The following is a 19561-nucleotide window of genomic DNA, read 5'->3' on the forward strand; positions in this document are numbered from 1 at the left end:
ACCCAGAATTGTTTTTTATGTATTTTTTTAGCATCTGAATACCTCTAAACTTTCTTTATTTAACAAACTTTGAATACTATTTAACATTTTTTCTTCCTATATTTATAAAACAAGTTTCTGTTTACCCAATCGCAAAATAAAAAGGTCCAGTGAACCTTTTTATCCTGATCCTTGAAATAAAAAGGCGAGGATGCTGAAAGTAGCATTAAATAAGGCTTTCCGAGATATTCGGGAAGCTTTTTTTATAAATAAAAAGCAGTGATAGACGAACTGATAAAATTTAACCTAAAACTAGTAGAAATTACTTGAGAGGTTAGCAATATATTTCATTTATATTGATAGATAATAAGAAAGAAATATGGTATAATATAGGGTGAGACCTTATGAATAAATAGTGAAAGAGTATATAGTAACTAATGAAAAAAATTGTCATTAACGGTGGCCGTCCTTTAAAGGGTGAGATAACCATTAGCGGAGCAAAAAATAGTGTGGTAGCTCTGATTCCAGCTATTATTTTGGCAGATGATGTTGTTATCTTGGACTGTGTACCAGACATCTCAGACGTAGCTAGTTTGATTGAAATTATGGAAATCATGGGAGCTAGTGTCAAACGTTATGATGATGTTCTAGAAATTGATCCTCGTGGTGTACAAAATAAACCAATGCCATACGGTAAAATCAACAGTCTTCGTGCTTCTTATTATTTCTATGGTAGCCTTCTAGGACGTTTTGGTCAAGCGACAGTAGGCTTACCTGGTGGATGCGACCTTGGACCACGTCCAATTGATCTTCATTTGAAAGCTTTTGAAGCGATGGGTGCTAAGACAACCTATGAGGGAGATAATATGAATCTCTCAACTAATGGTTCAAAGTTACAGGGGGCTAGTATTTATATGGATACTGTCAGTGTCGGAGCAACCATTAATACAATGCTTGCAGCAGTAAAGGCTCAAGGGCGTACAGTTATTGAAAATGCTGCTAGGGAGCCTGAAATTATTGATGTGGCTACTTTGTTAAATAATATGGGAGGTCATATTCGTGGTGCTGGTACTGATATGATTATTATTGATGGTGTTGAATCCCTTCACGGCACACGACATCAAGTTATTCCAGACCGTATTGAAGCTGGTACTTATATCTCAATGGCTGCTGCAGTTGGTCAAGGAATTCGCATCAATAATGTACTCTATGAGCATTTAGAAGCCTTTATTGCTAAACTTGAAGAAATGGGTGTTCATATGACTGTTTCAGAAGACAGTATCTTCGTCGAAGAGCAAACAAATCTTAAGGCTGTTAATATCAAGACAGCACCATATCCTGGATTTGCAACGGACCTCCAACAGCCAATTACACCATTGCTATTAAAAGCAGAAGGACGTGGGACACTGATTGATACCATATATGAAAAACGCGTTAACCATGTCTTTGAATTAGCAAAAATGAACGCTGATATTTCAACTACTAATGATCACATTATCTATAAAGGTGGGAATCCTTTACATGGTGCAAGCGTAAGAGCTACAGACTTGCGTGCAGGTGCAGCTTTGGTTATTGCTGGTCTAATGGCTGAAGGTAGAACAGAGATTACAAGTGTTGAGTTTATTTTACGAGGATACTCAAATATTATTGAGAAATTACGTAAGCTTGGAGCAGATATTGAGCTGATTGAAGATTAGCAATTTGAGGATAAGAATGAATATCTGGACAAAATTAGCAATGTTTTCTTTTTATGAGACGGAACGTTTGTATTTCCGTCCATTCTTTTTTACAGATGTTGATGACTTTCATGAGTTGGCATCAAACCCTGAAAATCTTCAATTTATTTTTCCTACGCAAGCTAGTATTGAAGAAAGTCAATATGCGCTTGCTAACTACTTTATGAAATCACCTTTGGGTATTTGGGCCATTTGTGATAAAAAAACAGAAAAATTGATTGGAGCAATCAAGTTTGAAAAGTTGGATGAAATTAGGAAAGAAGCAGAGATTGGCTATTTTTTAAGGAAAGAATATTGGTCTCAGGGATATATGACTGAAGCAGTTACCAAGTTGCGGGATTTATCCATGGACGAATTTAGCTTAAAGCAACTAACGATTGTAACACATTTAGAAAATGCTGCTAGTCAAAAAGTAGCACAGAAATCGGGCTTTGTTCTGTCTCGACGTTTCAAAGGTAGCGATCGCTATACTCGTAAGATGCGAGATTATCTAGAATTTCGCTATACAAAAGGGGAACTAAATGAGTAAACACCAAGAAATATTAGACTACTTGGAAGAATTACCAGTTGGAAAACGGGTCAGTGTTCGAAGTATATCCAATCGCCTAGGTGTTAGTGATGGTACGGCTTATCGTGCTATCAAAGAGGCTGAAAATAGAGGTTTAGTAGAAACACGGCCTCGGAGTGGGACTGTTCGTGTCAAATCAAAAAAAGTTGCCATTGAGAAACTCACTTTCGCGGAAATTGCAGAAGTCACTGGTTCAGAAGTTTTAGCTGGTCAAGCTGGTTTGGACAGAGAATTTAGTAAATTTTCCATCGGAGCGATGACTGAGAAGAATATCCTTTCTTACCTTCATGATGGTGGGCTAGTCATTGTCGGTGACCGAATACGCATCCAGTTGTTGGCACTAGAAAACGAAAATGCTGTCTTGGTCACAGGTGGATTTGAAGTTCATAAGGATGTTTTGAACGCAGCTGATAAGAAGAATATCCCAGTATTACGAAGCAAGCATGATACATTTACAATTGCGACGATGATTAACCGTGCTCTTTCAAATGTTCAGATTAAGACGGATATTTTAACGGTTGAAAAGATTTATCGTACTAGTCATGAATATGGTTTTTTACAGGAAACAGATACCGTAAAGGATTATTTAGACTTGGTTCGCAAGAATAGGACCAGTCGTTTCCCTGTCATCAATCAACACCAGGTTGTCGTTGGGGTAGTTACCATGCGTGACGCTGGGGATAAATCACCTGGAACGACCATTGATAAGGTCATGACTAGAACAGTCTACATGACAGGTTTAGCAACGAATGTCGCTAACGTTAGCCAGAGAATGATTGCTGAAGACTTTGAAATGGTACCCGTTGTTCGTAGCAATCAAACTTTGCTAGGTGTCATTACTAGACGCGATGTCATGGAAAAAATGAGTCGCTCTCAGGTATCAGCTCTACCAACATTTTCAGAGCAGATTGGCCAGAAATTATCTTATCATCATGATGAAGTTGTCATTACAGTTGAACCCTTTATGCTTGAAAAGAATGGTGTCCTTGCAAATGGAGTTCTTGCAGAAATATTGACCCATATGACTCAGGATTTGGTCGTTAATAGTGGTCGAAATCTTATCATTGAACAGATGTTGATTTATTTCTTACAGGCTGTCCAGATTGATGATGTTCTACGTATTCAAGCTAGAATTATTCACCATACGAGACGATCTGCTATCATTGACTATGATATTTATCTCAATCATCAAATTGTATCAAAAGCAAATGTTACTGTAAAAATTAATTAGAATCTAGGAGAGAACATGATTACATTAAAATCAGCTAGAGAGATTGAAGCTATGGACAAGGCTGGTGATTTTCTTGCAAGCATCCATATTGGCTTGCGCGATATCATCAAACCAGGTGTAGATATGTGGGAAGTAGAAGAATATGTGCGCCGTCGTTGTAAAGAAGAAAATTTCCTTCCTTTACAAATTGGTGTTGATGGGGCAATTATGGATTATCCTTATGCAACATGCTGCTCACTCAATGACGAAGTAGCTCATGCTTTTCCTCGCCACTATATTTTAAAAGAAGGTGATTTGCTCAAGGTTGATATGGTCCTTGGTGGGCCAATCGCTAAGTCTGACCTCAATGTTTCTAAACTCAATTTTAACAACGTTGAGCAGATGAAAAAATATACTCAAAACTTTACAGGTGGATTGGCTGATTCTTGTTGGGCATACGCTGTTGGCAAACCGTCAGAAGAAGTTAAAAACTTAATGGACGTGACCAAAGAAGCTATGTACATCGGTATTGAAAAAGCTGTTGTAGGAAACCGTATTGGTGATATTGGAGCTGCCATTCAGGAATATGCTGAAAGTCGTGGTTATGGTGTTGTACGTGATCTTGTAGGACACGGTGTTGGCCCAACCATGCATGAAGAACCAATGGTTCCTAATTATGGTGTAGCTGGTCGTGGTCTCCGTCTTCGTGAAGGTATGGTTTTGACAATCGAACCAATGATTAATACAGGTGATTGGGAAATCGATACAGATATGAAGACAGGATGGGCTCACAAAACTATCGATGGTGGACTATCATGTCAGTACGAGCATCAGTTTGTTATTACTAAAGATGGACCTGTAATCTTGACAAGTCAAGGAGAAGAGGGAACTTATTAAACAAAAAAGGGAGCTGAGCTCCTTTTTTTGATTCTTTCAAGTTGAAAATAAATTTACGTAGCAGATATCTTACAAACGTTTTCTTTTATAGTAAAATAAAATATAACAAAATGAAAGTAGGTTCTTAATTGGAAAGTATTTTATTTTTTATCTCTGTATTTTTAGCTGGGGTTTTATCATTCTTTTCTCCTTGTATCTTTCCCCTGCTACCAGTATATGCAGGTGTTCTATTAGATGATCAAGAGGAGTCAAAGACATTTCGTTTTTTAGGTAAAGAGGTTGCCTGGTCAGGATTAATTCGGACACTCTGTTTTATTGCAGGTATCTCTTTGATTTTCTTTATTCTAGGGTTTGGAGCAGGATTTCTAGGTAACTTACTCTATGCTGATTGGTTCCGTTATGTCATGGGAGTCATTATTATCATATTGGGGTTGCATCAGATGGAAATCCTTCATCTACGTAAATTAGAGTTCCAAAAAACAGTAACATTTAATCAAAAACAATCTAGTAAATATCTGTCGGCCTTTTTACTTGGTATCAGCTTTAGCTTTGGTTGGACTCCATGTATTGGTCCAGTTTTAAGTTCTGTTTTAGCACTGGCTGCCTCGGGAGGAAATGGAGCTCTTCAGGGGGCCTTATTAACCCTTATCTATACTCTCGGAATGGCGCTTCCATTTTTAGTATTGGCCTTAGCATCAGGTCTTATTATGCCCTATTTTAGTAAAATCAAATCTCACCTCATCTTATTGAAGAGAATTGGTGGTTTACTGATTATCCTTATGGGAATTTTATTAATGTTGGGACAATTAAATATCTTATCTGGAATATTAGGATAAAAGGAGTTATCTATGAAAAAAATTATCTATTTTGGACTTAGTTTCTTAACTATCTTTCTTTTGATTGCTTGTGGCAAAGAAGAAAAAAAATCAAGTCAAGAAACTCAAACGACTCAAACACAGCAGCAAGCAACTGTAAAACAAGTTGCTGTAGGAGTCGAAGCACCAGATTTCACCCTCCAATCGATGGATGGAAAAGAAGTCAAATTATCTGATTATAAAGGTAAAAAAGTTTATCTTAAATTTTGGGCATCTTGGTGCGGACCATGCAAGAAGAGTATGCCAGAATTGATGGAGCTTGCTGCAAAAGAAGATCGTGATTTCGAAATATTATCTGTTATTGCACCAGGACTTCAAGGTGAAAAAACTGTAGATCAATTTCCAAAGTGGTTTGAGGACCAAGGCTATAAAGACATTCCCGTTTTATATGATACAAAAGGATCTGTTTTTCAAGCCTATCAAATTCGTAGTATCCCTACAGAGTATTTAATTGATTCACAGGGTAAAATTGCTAAGATTCAATTAGGGGCAATTAGTAACGCAGATGCTGAAGCAGCTTTTGCTCAAATGAATTAGAGTTATAAAAAATGTCTAGACAATTTTGTCTAGACATTTCTTTTTTAACTTTAATATAATTAGTTTTTAGAAGCAGCTTGGAATTCTGGATTTTTCCATGCTTCATTGATAATTTCTTGTAATTCACGAGCAGATGCTTGCATTTTTTGAAGTTCAGCATCATTCAATGGGATATTAACTGGACGAACGATACCGTGAGCACCAACGATAGCTGGTTGACCGATAAAGACGTTTTCAACACCGTATTGACCTTCTTGGAATACTGAAAGTGGAAGAACAGAATTTTCATCATCCAGAATAGCTTTTGTGATACGAGCAAGAGCTACCGCGATACCGTAGTATGTTGCACCTTTTTTGTTGATGATTGAGTAAGCAGCATCACGAACTGAGATGAAGAGTTCTACAAGGTCAGCTTCATCCAAGTCACGGTTAGCTTGCAACCATTGTTCCAATTTTACACCGGCAACGTTAGCGTGTGACCAAACGGCAAACTCAGAGTCACCGTGTTCACCCATGATGTAAGCGTGAACTGAACGTGCATCAACACCGATTTTTTCAGCAAGAGCTTGACGGAAACGAGCTGAGTCAAGTGAAGTACCTGAACCGATAACACGTTCTTTAGGGAATCCTGAGAATTTCCAAGTTGAGTAAGTTAAAACGTCAACTGGGTTAGCTGCGACAAGGAAGATACCGTCGAAACCAGATGCAACAACTTGTTCAACGATTGATTTGTTGATAGCAAGGTTTTTACCAACAAGGTCAAGACGAGTTTCACCTGGTTTTTGTGGAGCACCAGCAGTGATAACTACAAGGTCAGCGTCTGCACAGTCTTCATACTTAGCTGCGTAGATTTTCTTAGGTGAAGTAAAAGCAAGCGCGTGGCTAAGGTCTTCTGCATCACCAACTGCTTTTTCAAACAATTGAGGAATTTCAATGATACCAAGTTCTTGGGCAATTCCTTGGTTAACAAGAGCGAAAGCGTAAGATGAACCTACGGCACCGTCACCAACGAGGATAACTTTTTTGTGTTGTTTAGTTGCTGTCATTAGTCTAAACATCTCCTTTGTTTTTTTAAGGGTAATACCCTGTTTGATTTCATTCTATCACTTTTGCTAAGTTTTGTCACGGATATACCTTCGGGATAAATATGTAAACGTTTTAGACGTGTTGTTAGACTGTAAAATAGTCCAAACTATGGTATAATATATCTAGTTACTAATAGTGAAATGAGGCATTTTTTAATGCAAGATAAAAATCTAGTGAATGTCAATCTGACAAAGGAGATGAAGACTAGCTTTATCGACTACGCCATGAGTGTAATCGTATCGCGTGCTCTTCCTGATGTTCGTGATGGGTTGAAACCTGTTCATCGTCGTATTTTGTACGGAATGAATGAATTAGGAGTTACGCCTGATAAACCTCATAAGAAATCTGCCCGTATTACAGGGGACGTCATGGGTAAATACCACCCACACGGAGACTCATCTATCTACGAAGCTATGGTTCGTATGGCTCAATGGTGGAGCTACCGCTACATGCTTGTAGATGGGCACGGTAACTTTGGTTCTATGGACGGTGATGGCGCTGCCGCGCAACGTTATACTGAAGCACGTATGAGTAAGATTGCTCTTGAAATGCTTCGCGATATCAATAAAAATACCGTTGACTTTGTTGATAACTATGATGCCAATGAACGAGAACCTGTTGTTTTACCAGCTCGTTTTCCAAATCTTTTGGTTAATGGTGCCACAGGTATTGCCGTTGGTATGGCGACCAATATTCCGCCACATAACTTGGGTGAGACCATCGATGCTGTTAAGTTGGTGATGGATAATCCAGAAGTCACAACCAAAGAATTGATGGAAGTTCTTCCTGGTCCAGACTTCCCAACTGGTGCCCTTGTTATGGGGAAATCAGGTATTCATAAGGCATATGAAACAGGGAAAGGTTCTATTGTTCTTCGTTCTCGTACAGAAATCGAAGAAACGAAAACAGGTCGCGAACGGATCGTTGTTACAGAATTTCCATATATGGTTAACAAGACTAAAGTGCATGAACACATTGTACGTTTAGTTCAAGAAAAACGTATTGAAGGAATTACAGCTGTACGTGATGAGTCAAACCGAGAAGGTGTACGTTTCATCATTGAAGTGAAGCGTGATGCGTCAGCCAATGTCATCTTGAACAACTTGTTCAAGATGACTCAGATGCAAACTAGCTTTGGTTTTAATATGTTGGCTATCCAAAATGGTGTTCCAAAGATTCTCTCTCTTCGTCAAATCTTAGATGCCTATATTGAGCACCAAAAAGAAGTGGTGACTCGTCGTACTCAATTTGATAAAGAGAAAGCCGAAGCACGTGCACATATCTTGGAAGGTTTGCTGATTGCTCTAGATCATATTGACGAAGTCATTCGTATCATCCGCGCTAGTGAAACCGATGAAGAAGCTCAAGCAGAATTGATGAGCAAGTTCAAGCTTTCTGAACGTCAAAGTCAAGCAATTCTTGACATGCGCCTCCGTCGTTTGACAGGTTTGGAACGTGATAAGATTCAGTCAGAGTATGACGAATTGATTGCCTTGATTGCTGATTTGGCAGATATTCTTGCTAAGCCAGAACGTGTTGCTCAGATCATCAAAGAAGAATTGGATGAGGTCAAACGTAAGTTTGGTGATAAACGTCGTACAGAGTTAATGGTCGGAGAAGTTTTGACACTTGAAGATGAAGATTTGATTGAAGAGTCTGATGTCCTCATTACTTTATCAAATAAAGGCTACATCAAACGTTTGGACCAAGATGAGTTCACAGCTCAAAGACGTGGTGGACGAGGTGTTCAAGGAACTGGTGTTAAGGACGATGATTTTGTTCGTGAGTTAGTTTCCACAAGTACTCATGATCACTTACTCTTCTTTACAAATAAGGGACGTGTCTATCGACTTAAGGGATATGAAATTCCTGAGTATGGACGTACAGCCAAAGGTTTACCTGTTGTTAACCTTTTGAAGCTAGATGAGGGTGAAAGTATCCAAACCATCATCAACGTAGAATCAGAACGTAGTGATGATGCTTACCTCTTCTTTACAACACGTGCAGGTATCGTTAAGAGAACGAGTGTAAAAGAATTCGCAAATATTCGTCAAAATGGTCTCAAAGCCTTGAATTTGAAAGATGAGGACGAATTGATTAATGTCTTACTAACTGAAAAAGATACCGATATCATCATCGGAACCAAATTAGGTTATGCTGTTCGTTTCAATCAGTCTTCGGTTCGTAGCATGAGCCGTAGCGCCACAGGTGTTAAAGGGGTTAACCTTCGTGAAGGGGATGCTGTGGTTGGAGCGAGAGTGATTACTGACCAAGATGAAGTCCTTATCATTACTGAAAAAGGATACGGTAAGCGTACAGTTGCTACTGAATATCCAACAAAGGGCCGTGCTGGTAAAGGGATGAAAACCGCTAATATTACTGATAAAAACGGTCGACTTGCCGGCCTACTCACAGTAAAAGGTGACGAAGACTTGATGGTCATCACAGATACCGGTGTGATGATTCGAACAAATGTTGCCAATATTTCACAAACTGGACGCTCTACTATGGGAGTAAAAGTGATGCGTCTGGATGAAAATGCTATGATTGTAACCTTTACAACAGTTGCAGCAGCAGAAAAGGAAGAAGTTGAGGCAAAAAACGAAACAGAAAGTGAAGAATAATGTCTCAAAAAAGAAGAAAAAGTAAAAAGAATAAGCGTAAGAATCTGCTGATTAATATTTTGGCTGGCTTTCTAATTCTTTTGTCTCTAGCCTTGATTTTTAATTCGAAGATACGTGATATTTTTATGATTTTAAATACTAATAAGTATCAGGTTAGTCAAGTAACGAAGGAAAATATTGAGAAGAATCAAGAAACAGAAGGAAATTTTGACTTTAACTCTGTCAAAGCACTTTCATCAGAGGCAGTACTTTCTGCTCAATGGAATTCTCAGCAACTCCCGGTTATTGGAGGAATTGCTATTCCAGAACTTGAAATGAATCTACCAATATTTAAGGGACTCGATAACGTCAACCTTTTTTATGGTGCTGGTACAATGAAAGCTAATCAAGTAATGGGAGAAGGAAACTATTCTCTAGCTAGTCACCGTATATTTACTGGTAATAATGCAGACAAGAAATTATTTTCACCTCTAGCTCGTGCTAAGAAAGGGATGAAAATTTATCTTACTGATAAAGAAAAAGTCTATACGTATGAGATAGATGAAGTTAAAATTGTTACTCCTGACCGAGTAGATTTAATTGAGGATCGTGAGGGGATTAATGAAATTACCCTAGTGACCTGTGAAGATGCTAATGCGGCTGAAAGAATTATTGTTAAAGGACATTGGACTGAGACAAAATCTTATTCAGATACTCCATCAAATATTTTAGATGCTTTTAATAAACCATATAAACAATTTTATGAATAGTAGAAGAGGTTGGGACAAAAGAGCCCGACCTCATTTTTATTAGCAATCAAACTTTGACGCGGTAGCTGATTGAACTTTTTGTTCGTCTTTTAGACTCCAAAAAGCTCCTAATCATCCTCGCGGGGCTGGGACTACGAAATCGAGACTTTGTCTATCGATTTCTGTCCCACCGCCTTTTCTTGTCAATTTCAGAAAATAGATAGGGTAAAGACTTTTCAATTCCTCCAAAAAGTAGTATAATGTTTCTATTATAGAAATTTTTAGAAAATTCCAAAAGAGGTTTGTTATGGGATACACAGTTGCTGTTGTCGGTGCTACAGGTGCCGTTGGTGCTCAAATGATCAAAATGTTGGAAGAATCAACTCTTCCTATCGATAAGATTCGTTACCTTGCGTCTGCACGTTCTGCAGGAAAGGTCTTGCAATTCAAAGGTCAAGATGTGACCATAGAAGAAACAACAGAAGACGCTTTTGAAGGGGTTGATATTGCTCTCTTCTCAGCTGGTGGATCAACTTCTGCAAAATACGCACCTTATGCTGTTAAGGCAGGCGCAGTTGTCGTAGATAACACTTCTTATTTCCGTCAAAATCCAGATGTACCATTGGTCGTTCCTGAAGTGAATGCCCATGCCCTTGATGCTCACAACGGAATTATCTCTTGTCCTAACTGTTCAACAATTCAAATGATGGTTGCTCTTGAGCCTGTTCGTCAAAAATGGGGTTTGGACCGTATCATTGTATCAACTTATCAAGCAGTTTCAGGTGCTGGTATGGGAGCTATTCTTGAAACCCAACGTGAGCTTCGTGAAGTCTTAAATGATGGAGTTAACCCACGTGATGTTAAAGCAGAAATCTTACCTTCAGGTGGAGATAAGAAACACTATCCAATCGCCTTCAACGCTCTTCCGCAAATTGATGTCTTCACAGATAATGACTACACATACGAAGAAATGAAGATGACAAACGAGACTAAGAAAATTATGGAAGACGATAGCATTGCTGTTTCAGCAACATGTGTGCGGATTCCAGTCTTGTCAGCTCACTCAGAGTCAGTCTATATTGAAACAAAAGAAGTAGCACCAATCGAAGAAGTAAAAGCTGCTATTGCAGAATTCCCAGGTGCCGTCCTTGAAGACGATGTTGCCCACCAAATCTATCCTCAAGCAGTCAATGCTGTAGGTTCACGTGATACATTCGTTGGACGTATCCGTAAAGACTTGGATGCTGAAAAAGGTATCCACATGTGGGTGGTTTCAGATAACCTCCTTAAAGGTGCTGCTTGGAACTCAGTCCAAATCGCAGAAACACTTCACGAACGTGGTTTGGTTCGCCCAACAGCTGAATTAAAATTTGAATTGAAATAACATGTTGGAGTTCGTTTGAACTCCTTCTTTAAAATAGAGAGGAATTATTGTATGTCTTATCAAGATTTAAAAGATTGTAAAATTATTACAGCTTTTATTACTCCTTTTCATGAAGATGGCTCTATCAATTTCGATGCTATTCCAAATTTAATTGAACACTTATTGGCACATCATACAGATGGAATTCTCTTAGCAGGTACAACTGCTGAGAGTCCAACCCTAACTCACGATGAGGAGTTGCAGTTGTTCGCGGCTGTACAAAAGGTTGTTAACGGCCGTGTTCCTTTAATTGCGGGTGTTGGTACTAACGATACTCGCGACTCTATCGAGTTTGTCAAAGAAGTAGCAGAATTTGGCGGTTTTGCAGCTGGTCTTGCGATTGTTCCTTACTACAATAAACCATCCCAAGAAGGTATGTACCAACACTTTAAAGCCATTGCAGACGCATCTGATTTGCCAATTATTATCTATAACATCCCAGGTCGTGTGGTTGTTGAAATGACTCCAGATACCTTGCTTCGTTTGGCGGAACATCCAAATATCATCGGTGTCAAAGAATGTACTAGTCTTGCCAATATGGCCTACTTGATTGAGCATAAGCCTGAAGAATTTTTGGTATACACTGGTGAAGATGGTGATGCTTTCCATGCTATGAATCTTGGTGCTGACGGTGTTATTTCTGTTGCTTCTCATACGAATGGTGATGAAATGCATGAAATGTTCACTGCGATTGAAGAGAGTGATATGAAGAAGGCGGCAGCGATTCAACGTAAATTTATTCCCAAGGTTAATGCTCTCTTCTCATACCCAAGTCCTGCACCTGTTAAGGCAGTTCTCAACTATATGGGATTTGAAGTTGGTCCGACTCGATTGCCGTTGGTTCCTACGCCTGAAGAGGATGCCAAACGTATTATCAAGGTAGTTATTGATGGGGACTACGAAGCAACCAAGGCAACTGTCACAGGTGTCCTTCGCCCTGATTACTAAGATATGTAAAAAATTGAAACTTCCTAAACAAGTAAAATTGTTGGGAAGTTTTTTTCTTTTTCTACGAATAGATAAATAGAGAGAGAAAAAGGAGTCGATCATGAAAATTAAGATTGATAATTTTGAAATTTATAAGTTAAAGCAAGCAGGATTAAGTAATCAGCAAGTACTAAAGGTTCTTCAATATGGAGAAATTTATGATCAGGAATTGAGTTTAGAGACTATTGCAGAAGCCTCAGAGTGTCGCAATCCAGTAGTCTTTATGGAACGGTATCATAAAATAAGCCTTGAAAGCTTGGAACGTCTACAAAAAGATTTTGCAAAGTTTCCGTCGTTTTCGATTCTGGATGATGTTTATCCCATTTCGCTTAGTGAAATTTATGATGCTCCTGTCTTACTTTTTTACAAAGGAGACTTAAATCTCTTAAAATTACCAAAGATTGCAGTTGTAGGTAGTCGCTCTTGTAGTCAAACCGGAACCAAGTCGGTTCGAAAAGTCATCGAAGAACTGGAAAATGAATTGGTTGTGGTGAGCGGTCTTGCTAGAGGAATCGACACAGCAGCCCATATGTCAATTCTTCAAACTGGTGGCAGAACAATTGCGGTAATAGGGACAGGATTGGATGTCTATTATCCTCGTTCAAATAAACGTCTTCAAGAATATATTGGGGACAATCATTTAATACTAAGTGAGTACGGACCAGGGGAAGAACCCTTGAAATTTCATTTTCCAGCAAGAAATCGCATTATTGCAGGATTGTGTCGAGGAGTTATCGTTGCTGAAGCTAAAATGAGATCTGGTAGTTTGATCACATGTGAGCGTGCGATGGAGGAAGGTAGAGATGTCTTTGCGATTCCAGGTTCCATTTTAGATGGACGCTCGGACGGCTGTCATCATTTGATCCAAGAAGGAGCAAAACTAGCAAGATGTGGACAGGACATTCTAACAGAATTCGAATTTTAACGAATGAAATGATTTCATTTAGCAAACTTTCTTCTATTATATGGGGGTTATGTCTTGACAGGTTTTTAAAAATGGTTTACACTTTATAAAGTTTAATTACTTTGAGAAGGTGTGATACTGTGGTAACGGCAACCAAAAAGAAAAAATCAACAAGTAAAAAGAATCTTGTAATCGTGGAGTCACCTGCTAAGGCGAAGACGATTGAAAAATATCTTGGACGTAATTATAAGGTTTTAGCTAGTGTCGGTCATATCCGTGATTTGAAAAAGTCAAGTATGTCAGTTGACGTTGAAAATAATTACGAGCCGCAATATATCAATATTCGTGGTAAAGGTCCTCTTATCAATGATTTAAAAAAAGAAGCAAAGAAAGCCAATAAAGTCTTTCTTGCAAGTGACCCGGACCGTGAAGGAGAAGCTATTTCTTGGCATTTGGCTCATATTTTAAATCTTGACGAGAATGACGCCAACCGTGTTGTTTTCAACGAGATTACCAAGGATGCAGTTAAAAATGCCTTTAAAGAACCACGTAAAATTAATATGGATTTGGTAGATGCCCAACAAGCCCGTCGTGTTTTAGACCGTTTAGTGGGGTATTCAATTTCACCAATTCTTTGGAAAAAGGTTAAAAAAGGCTTATCAGCAGGACGTGTTCAGTCTGTTGCTTTAAAGCTAATCATTGATCGCGAAAATGAAATCAATGCCTTCCAACCAGAAGAATATTGGACGATTGATGGTGTCTTTAAAAAAGGTACCAAGCAATTCCAAGCTTCTTTTTATGGAATGAATGGCAAGAAGATGAAGTTGACTACCAATGATGAAGTCAAAAAAGTTTTATCTCATTTGAACAGCAAGGATTTTACAGTTGATCAAGTAGATAAAAAGGAGAGAAAGCGGAATGCTCCTCTTCCATATACAACGTCTTCTATGCAGATGGATGCTGCTAACAAGATCAACTTCCGTACACGCAAAACCATGATGGTCGCCCAACAACTCTATGAAGGTATCAATATTGGTACAGGTGTCCAAGGTTTGATCACCTATATGCGTACGGACTCTACTCGTATCAGTCCGGTTGCCCAGAATGAAGCAGCAAGCTACATCAATGAACGTTTTGGTAGTAAGTATTCTAAACATGGTAGCAAGGTGAAAAATGCCTCTGGCGCTCAAGACGCCCACGAAGCTATTCGTCCTTCAAGTGTCTTTAATACTCCTGAAAAAATTGCTAAGTATTTGGACAAAGACCAGCTTAAACTTTATACCCTTATCTGGAACCGCTTTGTGGCTAGTCAGATGACTGGTGCGATTTTCGATACTATGGCTGTTAAACTTTCACAAAATGGAGTTCAATTTGCTGCTAATGGTAGCCAAGTTAAGTTTGATGGTTATTTGGCGATTTATAACGATTCTGATAAGAATAAGATGCTACCCGATATGAAAGTAGGAGATGTGGTCAAACAGGTCAATAGCAAACCTGAACAACATTTCACACAACCTCCTGCACGATATTCAGAAGCAACATTGATTAAAACTTTGGAAGAAAACGGAGTTGGTCGCCCATCTACCTATGCTCCAACCATTGAAACCATCCAGAAGCGTTACTACGTAAGACTCGCATCTAAACGCTTTGAACCGACTGATTTGGGACAAGTCGTGAACAAGCTGATTGTCGAATACTTCCCTGACATTGTTAATGTGAAATTTACTGCTGAAATGGAAGGCAAGCTAGATGATGTCGAAGTCGTACAAGAAGAGTGGCAAAGAGTCATCGATGAATTTTATAAACCATTCTCTAAAGAGGTCGCAAAAGCTGAAGAGGAGATGGAAAAAATTCAAATCAAGGATGAACCAGCTGAATTTGACTGTGAAGTCTGTGGTAGTCCGATGGTGATTAAGATTGGGCGTTTCGGTAAGTTTTACGCATGTAGTAATTTCCCAGATTGTCGACATACACAGGCCATTGTCAAAGAAGTAGGTGTTACCTGTCCAACTTGTCATCAAGGGCAAATCATCGAACGAAAAACTAAACGTAATCGCATTTTCTATGGATGCAATCGTTATCCAGAATGTGACTTTACTTCTTGGGATAAACCGGTTGGACGTGATTGTCCTAAGTGTGGCCACTTCCTCATGGAGAAGAAAATCCGTGGTGGTGGCAAACAAATTGTATGTAGCAATGGTGACTACGAAGAAGAAAAGATTAAATAATAGTGAGAGGGCTGAAGTACCTACTTCAGCCCTTTTTCTAATTTAAACTTGACAGATTTCATCTTTTTATGCGAAACTAGAAGAAGATTATTCTTAACTAGGAGTAGAAATGCGCATCATTTATCTCAGTTTTGGCTTTATTTCATTATCTTTGGCTATCGTTGGTGTAGTCTTACCGCTATTACCAACAACTCCCTTCCTCTTATTATCAATTGCCTGTTTTTCTAAATCTTCTAAGCGTTTTGAAGATTGGCTCTATCATACCAAACTTTATCAAACATATGTTGCTGACTTTAGAGAAACCAAGTCTATTGCGCGTGAACGCAAGAAAAAAATCATTGTTTCGATTTATATCTTGATGGGAATCTCCATTTATTTCGCTCCGCTTTTACCCGTGAAAATTGCTTTAGGATGTTTAACAATATTTATAACCTATTATCTCTTTAAGGTGATTCCAGATAAGGAATAGCTTTAATAAGTAGCGTTTTTCCTTGATAAAAAGTAGGGGGGACTTAAAACAATATGATATAATAATATCAAACGAAACATCAAGGAGTATCAAATGATATACGAATTTTGTGCTGAAAATGTAACCTTGCTTGAAAAAGCTATGCAGGCAGGAGCTCGCCGTATTGAGCTCTGTGACAATCTTGCTGTAGGTGGAACGACACCGAGTTATGGAGTAACTAAGGCAGCTGTAGAACTGGCATCTGACTACGATACGACTATCATGACTATGATTCGTCCACGTGGTGGTGATTTTGTTTACAATGATCTAGAAATTTCCATTATGCTTGAGGACATTCGTGTAACTGCTCAGGCAGGTAGTCAAGGGGTTGTCTTTGGTGCATTGACAGCGGATAAGAAGCTGGATAAGTCCAACCTTGAAAAATTTATTGCTGCTTCTAAAGGCATGGAAATTGTTTTCCATATGGCTTTTGATGAATTAAGTGACGAGGACCAGTTGGAAGCCATTGATTGGCTTAGTCAAGCTGGAGTGACACGCATCCTGACTCGCGCTGGTGTATCTGGAGATTCGTTAGAGAAACGATTTGCTCACTATCGTAGAATTCTCGAACATGCTGCAGGTAAAATCGAAATTTTACCGGGTGGAGGGATTGACATGGACAACCGTCAAACCTTTATCGATCAACTAGGTGTGACACAATTACATGGAACAAAGGTTGTCTTTTAAAAAATAGAAAGGAACTGCTAGCTTTTGGTAGCAGTTTTCGCTTATGTTTGAAATTTTTAAAGCCTATCAGTTTAATAGTAAAAAGGCCAAAGGGTATGGATTTGTAGAAAATCAAGGTGTATGGACCTTTAGCTCGACCATTTTACAGGGTGACTTTCTTATGATAGTTACTGTTGAGGATGGAGACTTATCTTTTCAAATTTATGACCAAGAAACTGGTGATCTATATCCTCAAGTTCACATGGAAAGTATGAGAGGTACTTTTGTCGGAAGTGTTCGAGAGGCTTGTTTAGAAGTTCTTTATGATATCCGAAAGGCCTGTTTTGAGGTTCAGGAATTTCTCTGTCTGCAGACAAAGAGAATTATGACTCTAGTCCAAGAAAAGTTTGAAAATCAATTAGAATACTTATGGGAGAAATCACCTGATACGGCGGTTTTACGCCATGATGACAATCAGAAGTGGTACGCAGTATTAATGAAGATTTCCTGGGAAAAACTAGATAATGCACAAGAAGGACAAGTAGAAGTCGTTAATCTTAAGCATGACCAAGTAGCTGACTTGCTTTCACAAAAGGGAATTTACCCAGCTTTTCATATGAATAAACGCTATTGGATAAGTCTGCCACTTGATGATACTTTATCGGATGAACAGATTGTTAAACTATTTGAGAGAAGTTGGTTTTTGACTTCTAAGAAATAAAGGAACATATTTGAGTTTTCAAATACTTTTAATTTGCAAAATATTCTCTATTGAAGAAATTTTCAGAAAATATTTGATTTTTTCTTGACACGTGATTTTTCCTATGCTAGAATACTAAACAAGACATCAAACAAAGGAGAAAGTCAAACATGAAAACAGCTAAGTTTAATCAATTTGTTTTGTTGTTGAGGTACTCGGACTAGTGCAATAGCATTAGTCCTGTTTGGCTTACCAAGCGGGAGTAAATCAACATCTCGCTTGGTACTCCGAGCGAGATGTTTTTTCTATATCGAAAATGTGAAGGGAGAATTCTCATGCGTGTAGTTGAGTTTGTAGATACCAGTCTCCGAGATGGTGAGCAGACACCGGGTGTCAATTTTTCAATTAAAGAAAAGGTTGCTATAGCTAGACAGCTAGAGAAATGGGGAATTTCAGCAATCGAAGCTGGTTTTCCAGCAGCTAGTCCAGACTCATTTACAGCTGTTCAAGAGATTGCCAAAGCTATGAAAACAACAGCAGTGACAGGGTTAGCTCGTTCTGTTAAATCTGATATTGATGCTTGTTATGAAGCTCTTAAGGATGCTAAGTATCCACAAATCCATGTCTTTATTGCAACAAGTCCTATTCATCGTGAATTTAAGTTGAATAAGAGTAAAGAGGAGATATTGGAAGCTATTAAAGAGCATGTTTCCTATGCAAGGAGCAAGTTTGAAGTAGTAGAATTCTCTCCAGAGGATGCGACAAGAACTGAGCTCGATTTTCTCCTACAAGTCGTTCAGACAGCAGTAGACGCAGGCGCGACTTATATCAATATTCCTGATACGGTTGGTTTTACCACACCAGAGGAATATGGAAGTATCTTTAAATACCTGATTGACAATGTACAAACAGATCGTCAGATCATCTATTCTCCTCACTGTCACGATGACCTTGGAATGGCGGTAGCAAATAGCCTTGCTGCTGTTAAGAATGGGGCAGGACGTGTTGAAGGCACCATTAACGGAATCGGAGAAAGAGCTGGGAATGCTGCTTTAGAAGAAATAGCAGTGGCCCTCAATATTCGACAAGATTACTACCAAGCAGAGACAAGTATTGTCCTAAATGAAACGATTAATACGTCTGAAATGCTCTCTCGCTTCTCAGGGATTCCAGTTCCAAAAAATAAGGCAGTTGTCGGAGGAAATGCTTTCTCTCATGAATCAGGTATTCACCAAGATGGTGTTCTTAAAAATCCTCTTACTTATGAAATCATCACACCAGAATTGGTGGGTGTCAAGAGTAATAGTCTTCCGCTTGGGAAATTGTCTGGTCGCCATGCTTTTGTTGAGAAACTAAGAGATTTGGCCCTAGACTTTACAGACGAAGACATCAAACCACTTTTTGCTAAGTTCAAGGCTTTGGCTGATAAGAAGCAAGAAGTCACTGATGCAGATATTCGAGCTCTAGTAGCTGGTACCATGGTTGAAAATCCAGAAGGGTTCCACTTCGATGATCTACAACTCCAAACTCATGCGGAAAATGATATTGAAGCGACTGTTAGCTTGGCTAATTTGGATGGTGAAAAGGTTGAATTTAATGCAACAGGACAAGGTTCGGTTGAGTCTATCTTTAACGCTATCGACAAATTCTTTAATCAATCTGTTCGCTTGGTATCCTACACCATTGATGCAGTAACAGATGGTATCGACGCTCAGGCACGTGTTTTAGTTACTGTTGGAAACAGAGATACTGAAACTATTTTTAACGCAGCAGGTCTTGATTTTGATGTGTTGAAAGCATCAGCTATTGCTTATATCAATGCCAATACTTTTGTTCAAAAAGAGAATACTGGCGAGATCGGCCCAAATCTTTCCTACCGTGACATGCCTAGTGTTTAAAGGAGAA

Annotated in this window: 17 protein-coding genes; 16 read left to right on the forward strand and 1 reads right to left on the reverse strand. The window is 38.8% G+C overall.

The window, feature by feature from the left end; translation table 11 throughout:
- The first annotated feature begins 416 nt into the window (after positions 1–416).
- The 6 genes from ACXYSK_RS02350 (at position 417) to sdbB (ending at position 5802) form a co-directional block, all read left to right on the forward strand.
- Entirely contained in the window at positions 417–1676 is a 1260-nt protein-coding gene (locus ACXYSK_RS02350) for a UDP-N-acetylglucosamine 1-carboxyvinyltransferase (RefSeq protein ID WP_458624887.1), read from the forward strand.
- A gap of 16 nt (positions 1677–1692) precedes the next feature.
- Complete coding sequence (locus ACXYSK_RS02355) at positions 1693–2244, forward strand: GNAT family N-acetyltransferase (RefSeq protein ID WP_458624888.1); 552 nt, start codon at positions 1693–1695, stop codon at positions 2242–2244.
- The gene (spxR, locus tag ACXYSK_RS02360) at positions 2237–3514 is read left to right on the forward strand and encodes a CBS-HotDog domain-containing transcription factor SpxR (RefSeq protein ID WP_458624889.1); all 1278 of its coding nucleotides are present in this window, start codon (positions 2237–2239) and stop codon (positions 3512–3514) included. Before ACXYSK_RS02355 ends, spxR begins: the two co-directional genes overlap by 8 nt.
- 15 nt (positions 3515–3529) lie before the next feature.
- A complete protein-coding gene (locus tag ACXYSK_RS02365) occupies positions 3530–4390 on the forward strand; it encodes a methionyl aminopeptidase (RefSeq protein ID WP_045615000.1) in 861 nt (286 codons plus the stop codon).
- Between the two features lie 128 nt (positions 4391–4518).
- On the forward strand, positions 4519–5226 hold the full coding sequence (gene ccdA2 / locus ACXYSK_RS02370; RefSeq protein ID WP_458624890.1) for a thiol-disulfide oxidoreductase-associated membrane protein CcdA2: 708 nt from the start codon (positions 4519–4521) through the stop codon (positions 5224–5226).
- 12 nt (positions 5227–5238) lie between these two features.
- Complete coding sequence (sdbB, locus tag ACXYSK_RS02375; protein WP_458624891.1) at positions 5239–5802, forward strand: thiol-disulfide oxidoreductase-associated lipoprotein SdbB; 564 nt, start codon at positions 5239–5241, stop codon at positions 5800–5802.
- A 59-nt stretch (positions 5803–5861) separates the two neighbouring features.
- Here the strand turns inward: sdbB and ACXYSK_RS02380 are convergent, their stop codons facing one another.
- A complete protein-coding gene (locus ACXYSK_RS02380; RefSeq protein ID WP_458624892.1) occupies positions 5862–6848 on the reverse strand; it encodes an L-lactate dehydrogenase in 987 nt (328 codons plus the stop codon).
- A 195-nt stretch (positions 6849–7043) separates the two neighbouring features.
- On the opposite strand from ACXYSK_RS02380, the gene gyrA reads away from it, so the two are divergent.
- From gyrA to ACXYSK_RS02430, 10 genes are all read left to right on the forward strand, one after another.
- The gene (gyrA, locus tag ACXYSK_RS02385) at positions 7044–9512 is read left to right on the forward strand and encodes a DNA gyrase subunit A (RefSeq protein WP_458625398.1); all 2469 of its coding nucleotides are present in this window, start codon (positions 7044–7046) and stop codon (positions 9510–9512) included.
- Positions 9512–10261, forward strand: a complete 750-nt coding sequence (locus ACXYSK_RS02390; protein WP_414293573.1) for a class A sortase — start codon at positions 9512–9514, stop codon at positions 10259–10261. The genes gyrA and ACXYSK_RS02390 overlap by 1 nt, the downstream gene beginning before the upstream one ends.
- Positions 10262–10547: 286 nt before the next feature.
- Entirely contained in the window at positions 10548–11624 is a 1077-nt protein-coding gene (locus tag ACXYSK_RS02395) for an aspartate-semialdehyde dehydrogenase (RefSeq protein WP_303942660.1), read from the forward strand.
- A gap of 51 nt (positions 11625–11675) precedes the next feature.
- Positions 11676–12611 (forward strand): 4-hydroxy-tetrahydrodipicolinate synthase, encoded by a 936-nt coding sequence (gene dapA, locus ACXYSK_RS02400; protein WP_458624893.1) that lies wholly within the window; start codon positions 11676–11678, stop codon positions 12609–12611.
- A 106-nt stretch (positions 12612–12717) separates the two neighbouring features.
- Positions 12718–13575 (forward strand): DNA-processing protein DprA, encoded by an 858-nt coding sequence (gene dprA / locus ACXYSK_RS02405; RefSeq protein ID WP_458625399.1) that lies wholly within the window; start codon positions 12718–12720, stop codon positions 13573–13575.
- A gap of 119 nt (positions 13576–13694) precedes the next feature.
- Positions 13695–15782 carry a type I DNA topoisomerase gene (gene topA / locus ACXYSK_RS02410; RefSeq protein WP_458624894.1) on the forward strand — a complete coding sequence of 696 codons (2088 nt, stop codon included), beginning with the start codon at positions 13695–13697 and terminating at the stop codon, positions 15780–15782.
- A 109-nt stretch (positions 15783–15891) separates the two neighbouring features.
- Positions 15892–16251, forward strand: coding sequence for a YbaN family protein (locus ACXYSK_RS02415; protein ID WP_458624895.1), 360 nt, complete (start codon positions 15892–15894; stop codon positions 16249–16251).
- A gap of 93 nt (positions 16252–16344) precedes the next feature.
- On the forward strand, positions 16345–16977 hold the full coding sequence (locus tag ACXYSK_RS02420) for a copper homeostasis protein CutC (RefSeq protein WP_458624896.1): 633 nt from the start codon (positions 16345–16347) through the stop codon (positions 16975–16977).
- A gap of 43 nt (positions 16978–17020) precedes the next feature.
- Positions 17021–17677 (forward strand): MmcQ/YjbR family DNA-binding protein, encoded by a 657-nt coding sequence (locus ACXYSK_RS02425; protein WP_458624897.1) that lies wholly within the window; start codon positions 17021–17023, stop codon positions 17675–17677.
- 314 nt (positions 17678–17991) lie between these two features.
- Positions 17992–19554, forward strand: coding sequence for a 2-isopropylmalate synthase (locus tag ACXYSK_RS02430; RefSeq protein WP_458624898.1), 1563 nt, complete (start codon positions 17992–17994; stop codon positions 19552–19554).
- Positions 19555–19561: the final 7 nt, after the last annotated feature.

The sequence above is a fragment of the Streptococcus sp. V919 genome, from assembly GCF_054353475.1.

Excerpts from the sequence above, each read along its gene's own strand:
- ACXYSK_RS02350 (WP_458624887.1), top strand. The coding sequence starts at position 417 with ATGAAAAAAATTGTCATTAACGGTGGCCGTCCTTTAAAGGGTGAGATA.
- ACXYSK_RS02355 (WP_458624888.1), top strand. The coding sequence starts at position 1,693 with ATGAATATCTGGACAAAATTAGCAATGTTTTCTTTTTATGAGACGGAA.
- spxR (WP_458624889.1), top strand. The coding sequence starts at position 2,237 with ATGAGTAAACACCAAGAAATATTAGACTACTTGGAAGAATTACCAGTT.
- ACXYSK_RS02365 (WP_045615000.1), top strand. The coding sequence starts at position 3,530 with ATGATTACATTAAAATCAGCTAGAGAGATTGAAGCTATGGACAAGGCT.
- sdbB (WP_458624891.1), top strand. The coding sequence starts at position 5,239 with ATGAAAAAAATTATCTATTTTGGACTTAGTTTCTTAACTATCTTTCTT.
- ACXYSK_RS02380 (WP_458624892.1), bottom strand. The coding sequence starts at position 6,848 with ATGACAGCAACTAAACAACACAAAAAAGTTATCCTCGTTGGTGACGGT.
- gyrA (WP_458625398.1), top strand. The coding sequence starts at position 7,044 with ATGCAAGATAAAAATCTAGTGAATGTCAATCTGACAAAGGAGATGAAG.
- ACXYSK_RS02390 (WP_414293573.1), top strand. The coding sequence starts at position 9,512 with ATGTCTCAAAAAAGAAGAAAAAGTAAAAAGAATAAGCGTAAGAATCTG.
- ACXYSK_RS02395 (WP_303942660.1), top strand. The coding sequence starts at position 10,548 with ATGGGATACACAGTTGCTGTTGTCGGTGCTACAGGTGCCGTTGGTGCT.
- dapA (WP_458624893.1), top strand. The coding sequence starts at position 11,676 with ATGTCTTATCAAGATTTAAAAGATTGTAAAATTATTACAGCTTTTATT.
- ACXYSK_RS02415 (WP_458624895.1), top strand. The coding sequence starts at position 15,892 with ATGCGCATCATTTATCTCAGTTTTGGCTTTATTTCATTATCTTTGGCT.
- ACXYSK_RS02420 (WP_458624896.1), top strand. The coding sequence starts at position 16,345 with ATGATATACGAATTTTGTGCTGAAAATGTAACCTTGCTTGAAAAAGCT.
- ACXYSK_RS02425 (WP_458624897.1), top strand. The coding sequence starts at position 17,021 with ATGTTTGAAATTTTTAAAGCCTATCAGTTTAATAGTAAAAAGGCCAAA.
- ACXYSK_RS02430 (WP_458624898.1), top strand. The coding sequence starts at position 17,992 with ATGCGTGTAGTTGAGTTTGTAGATACCAGTCTCCGAGATGGTGAGCAG.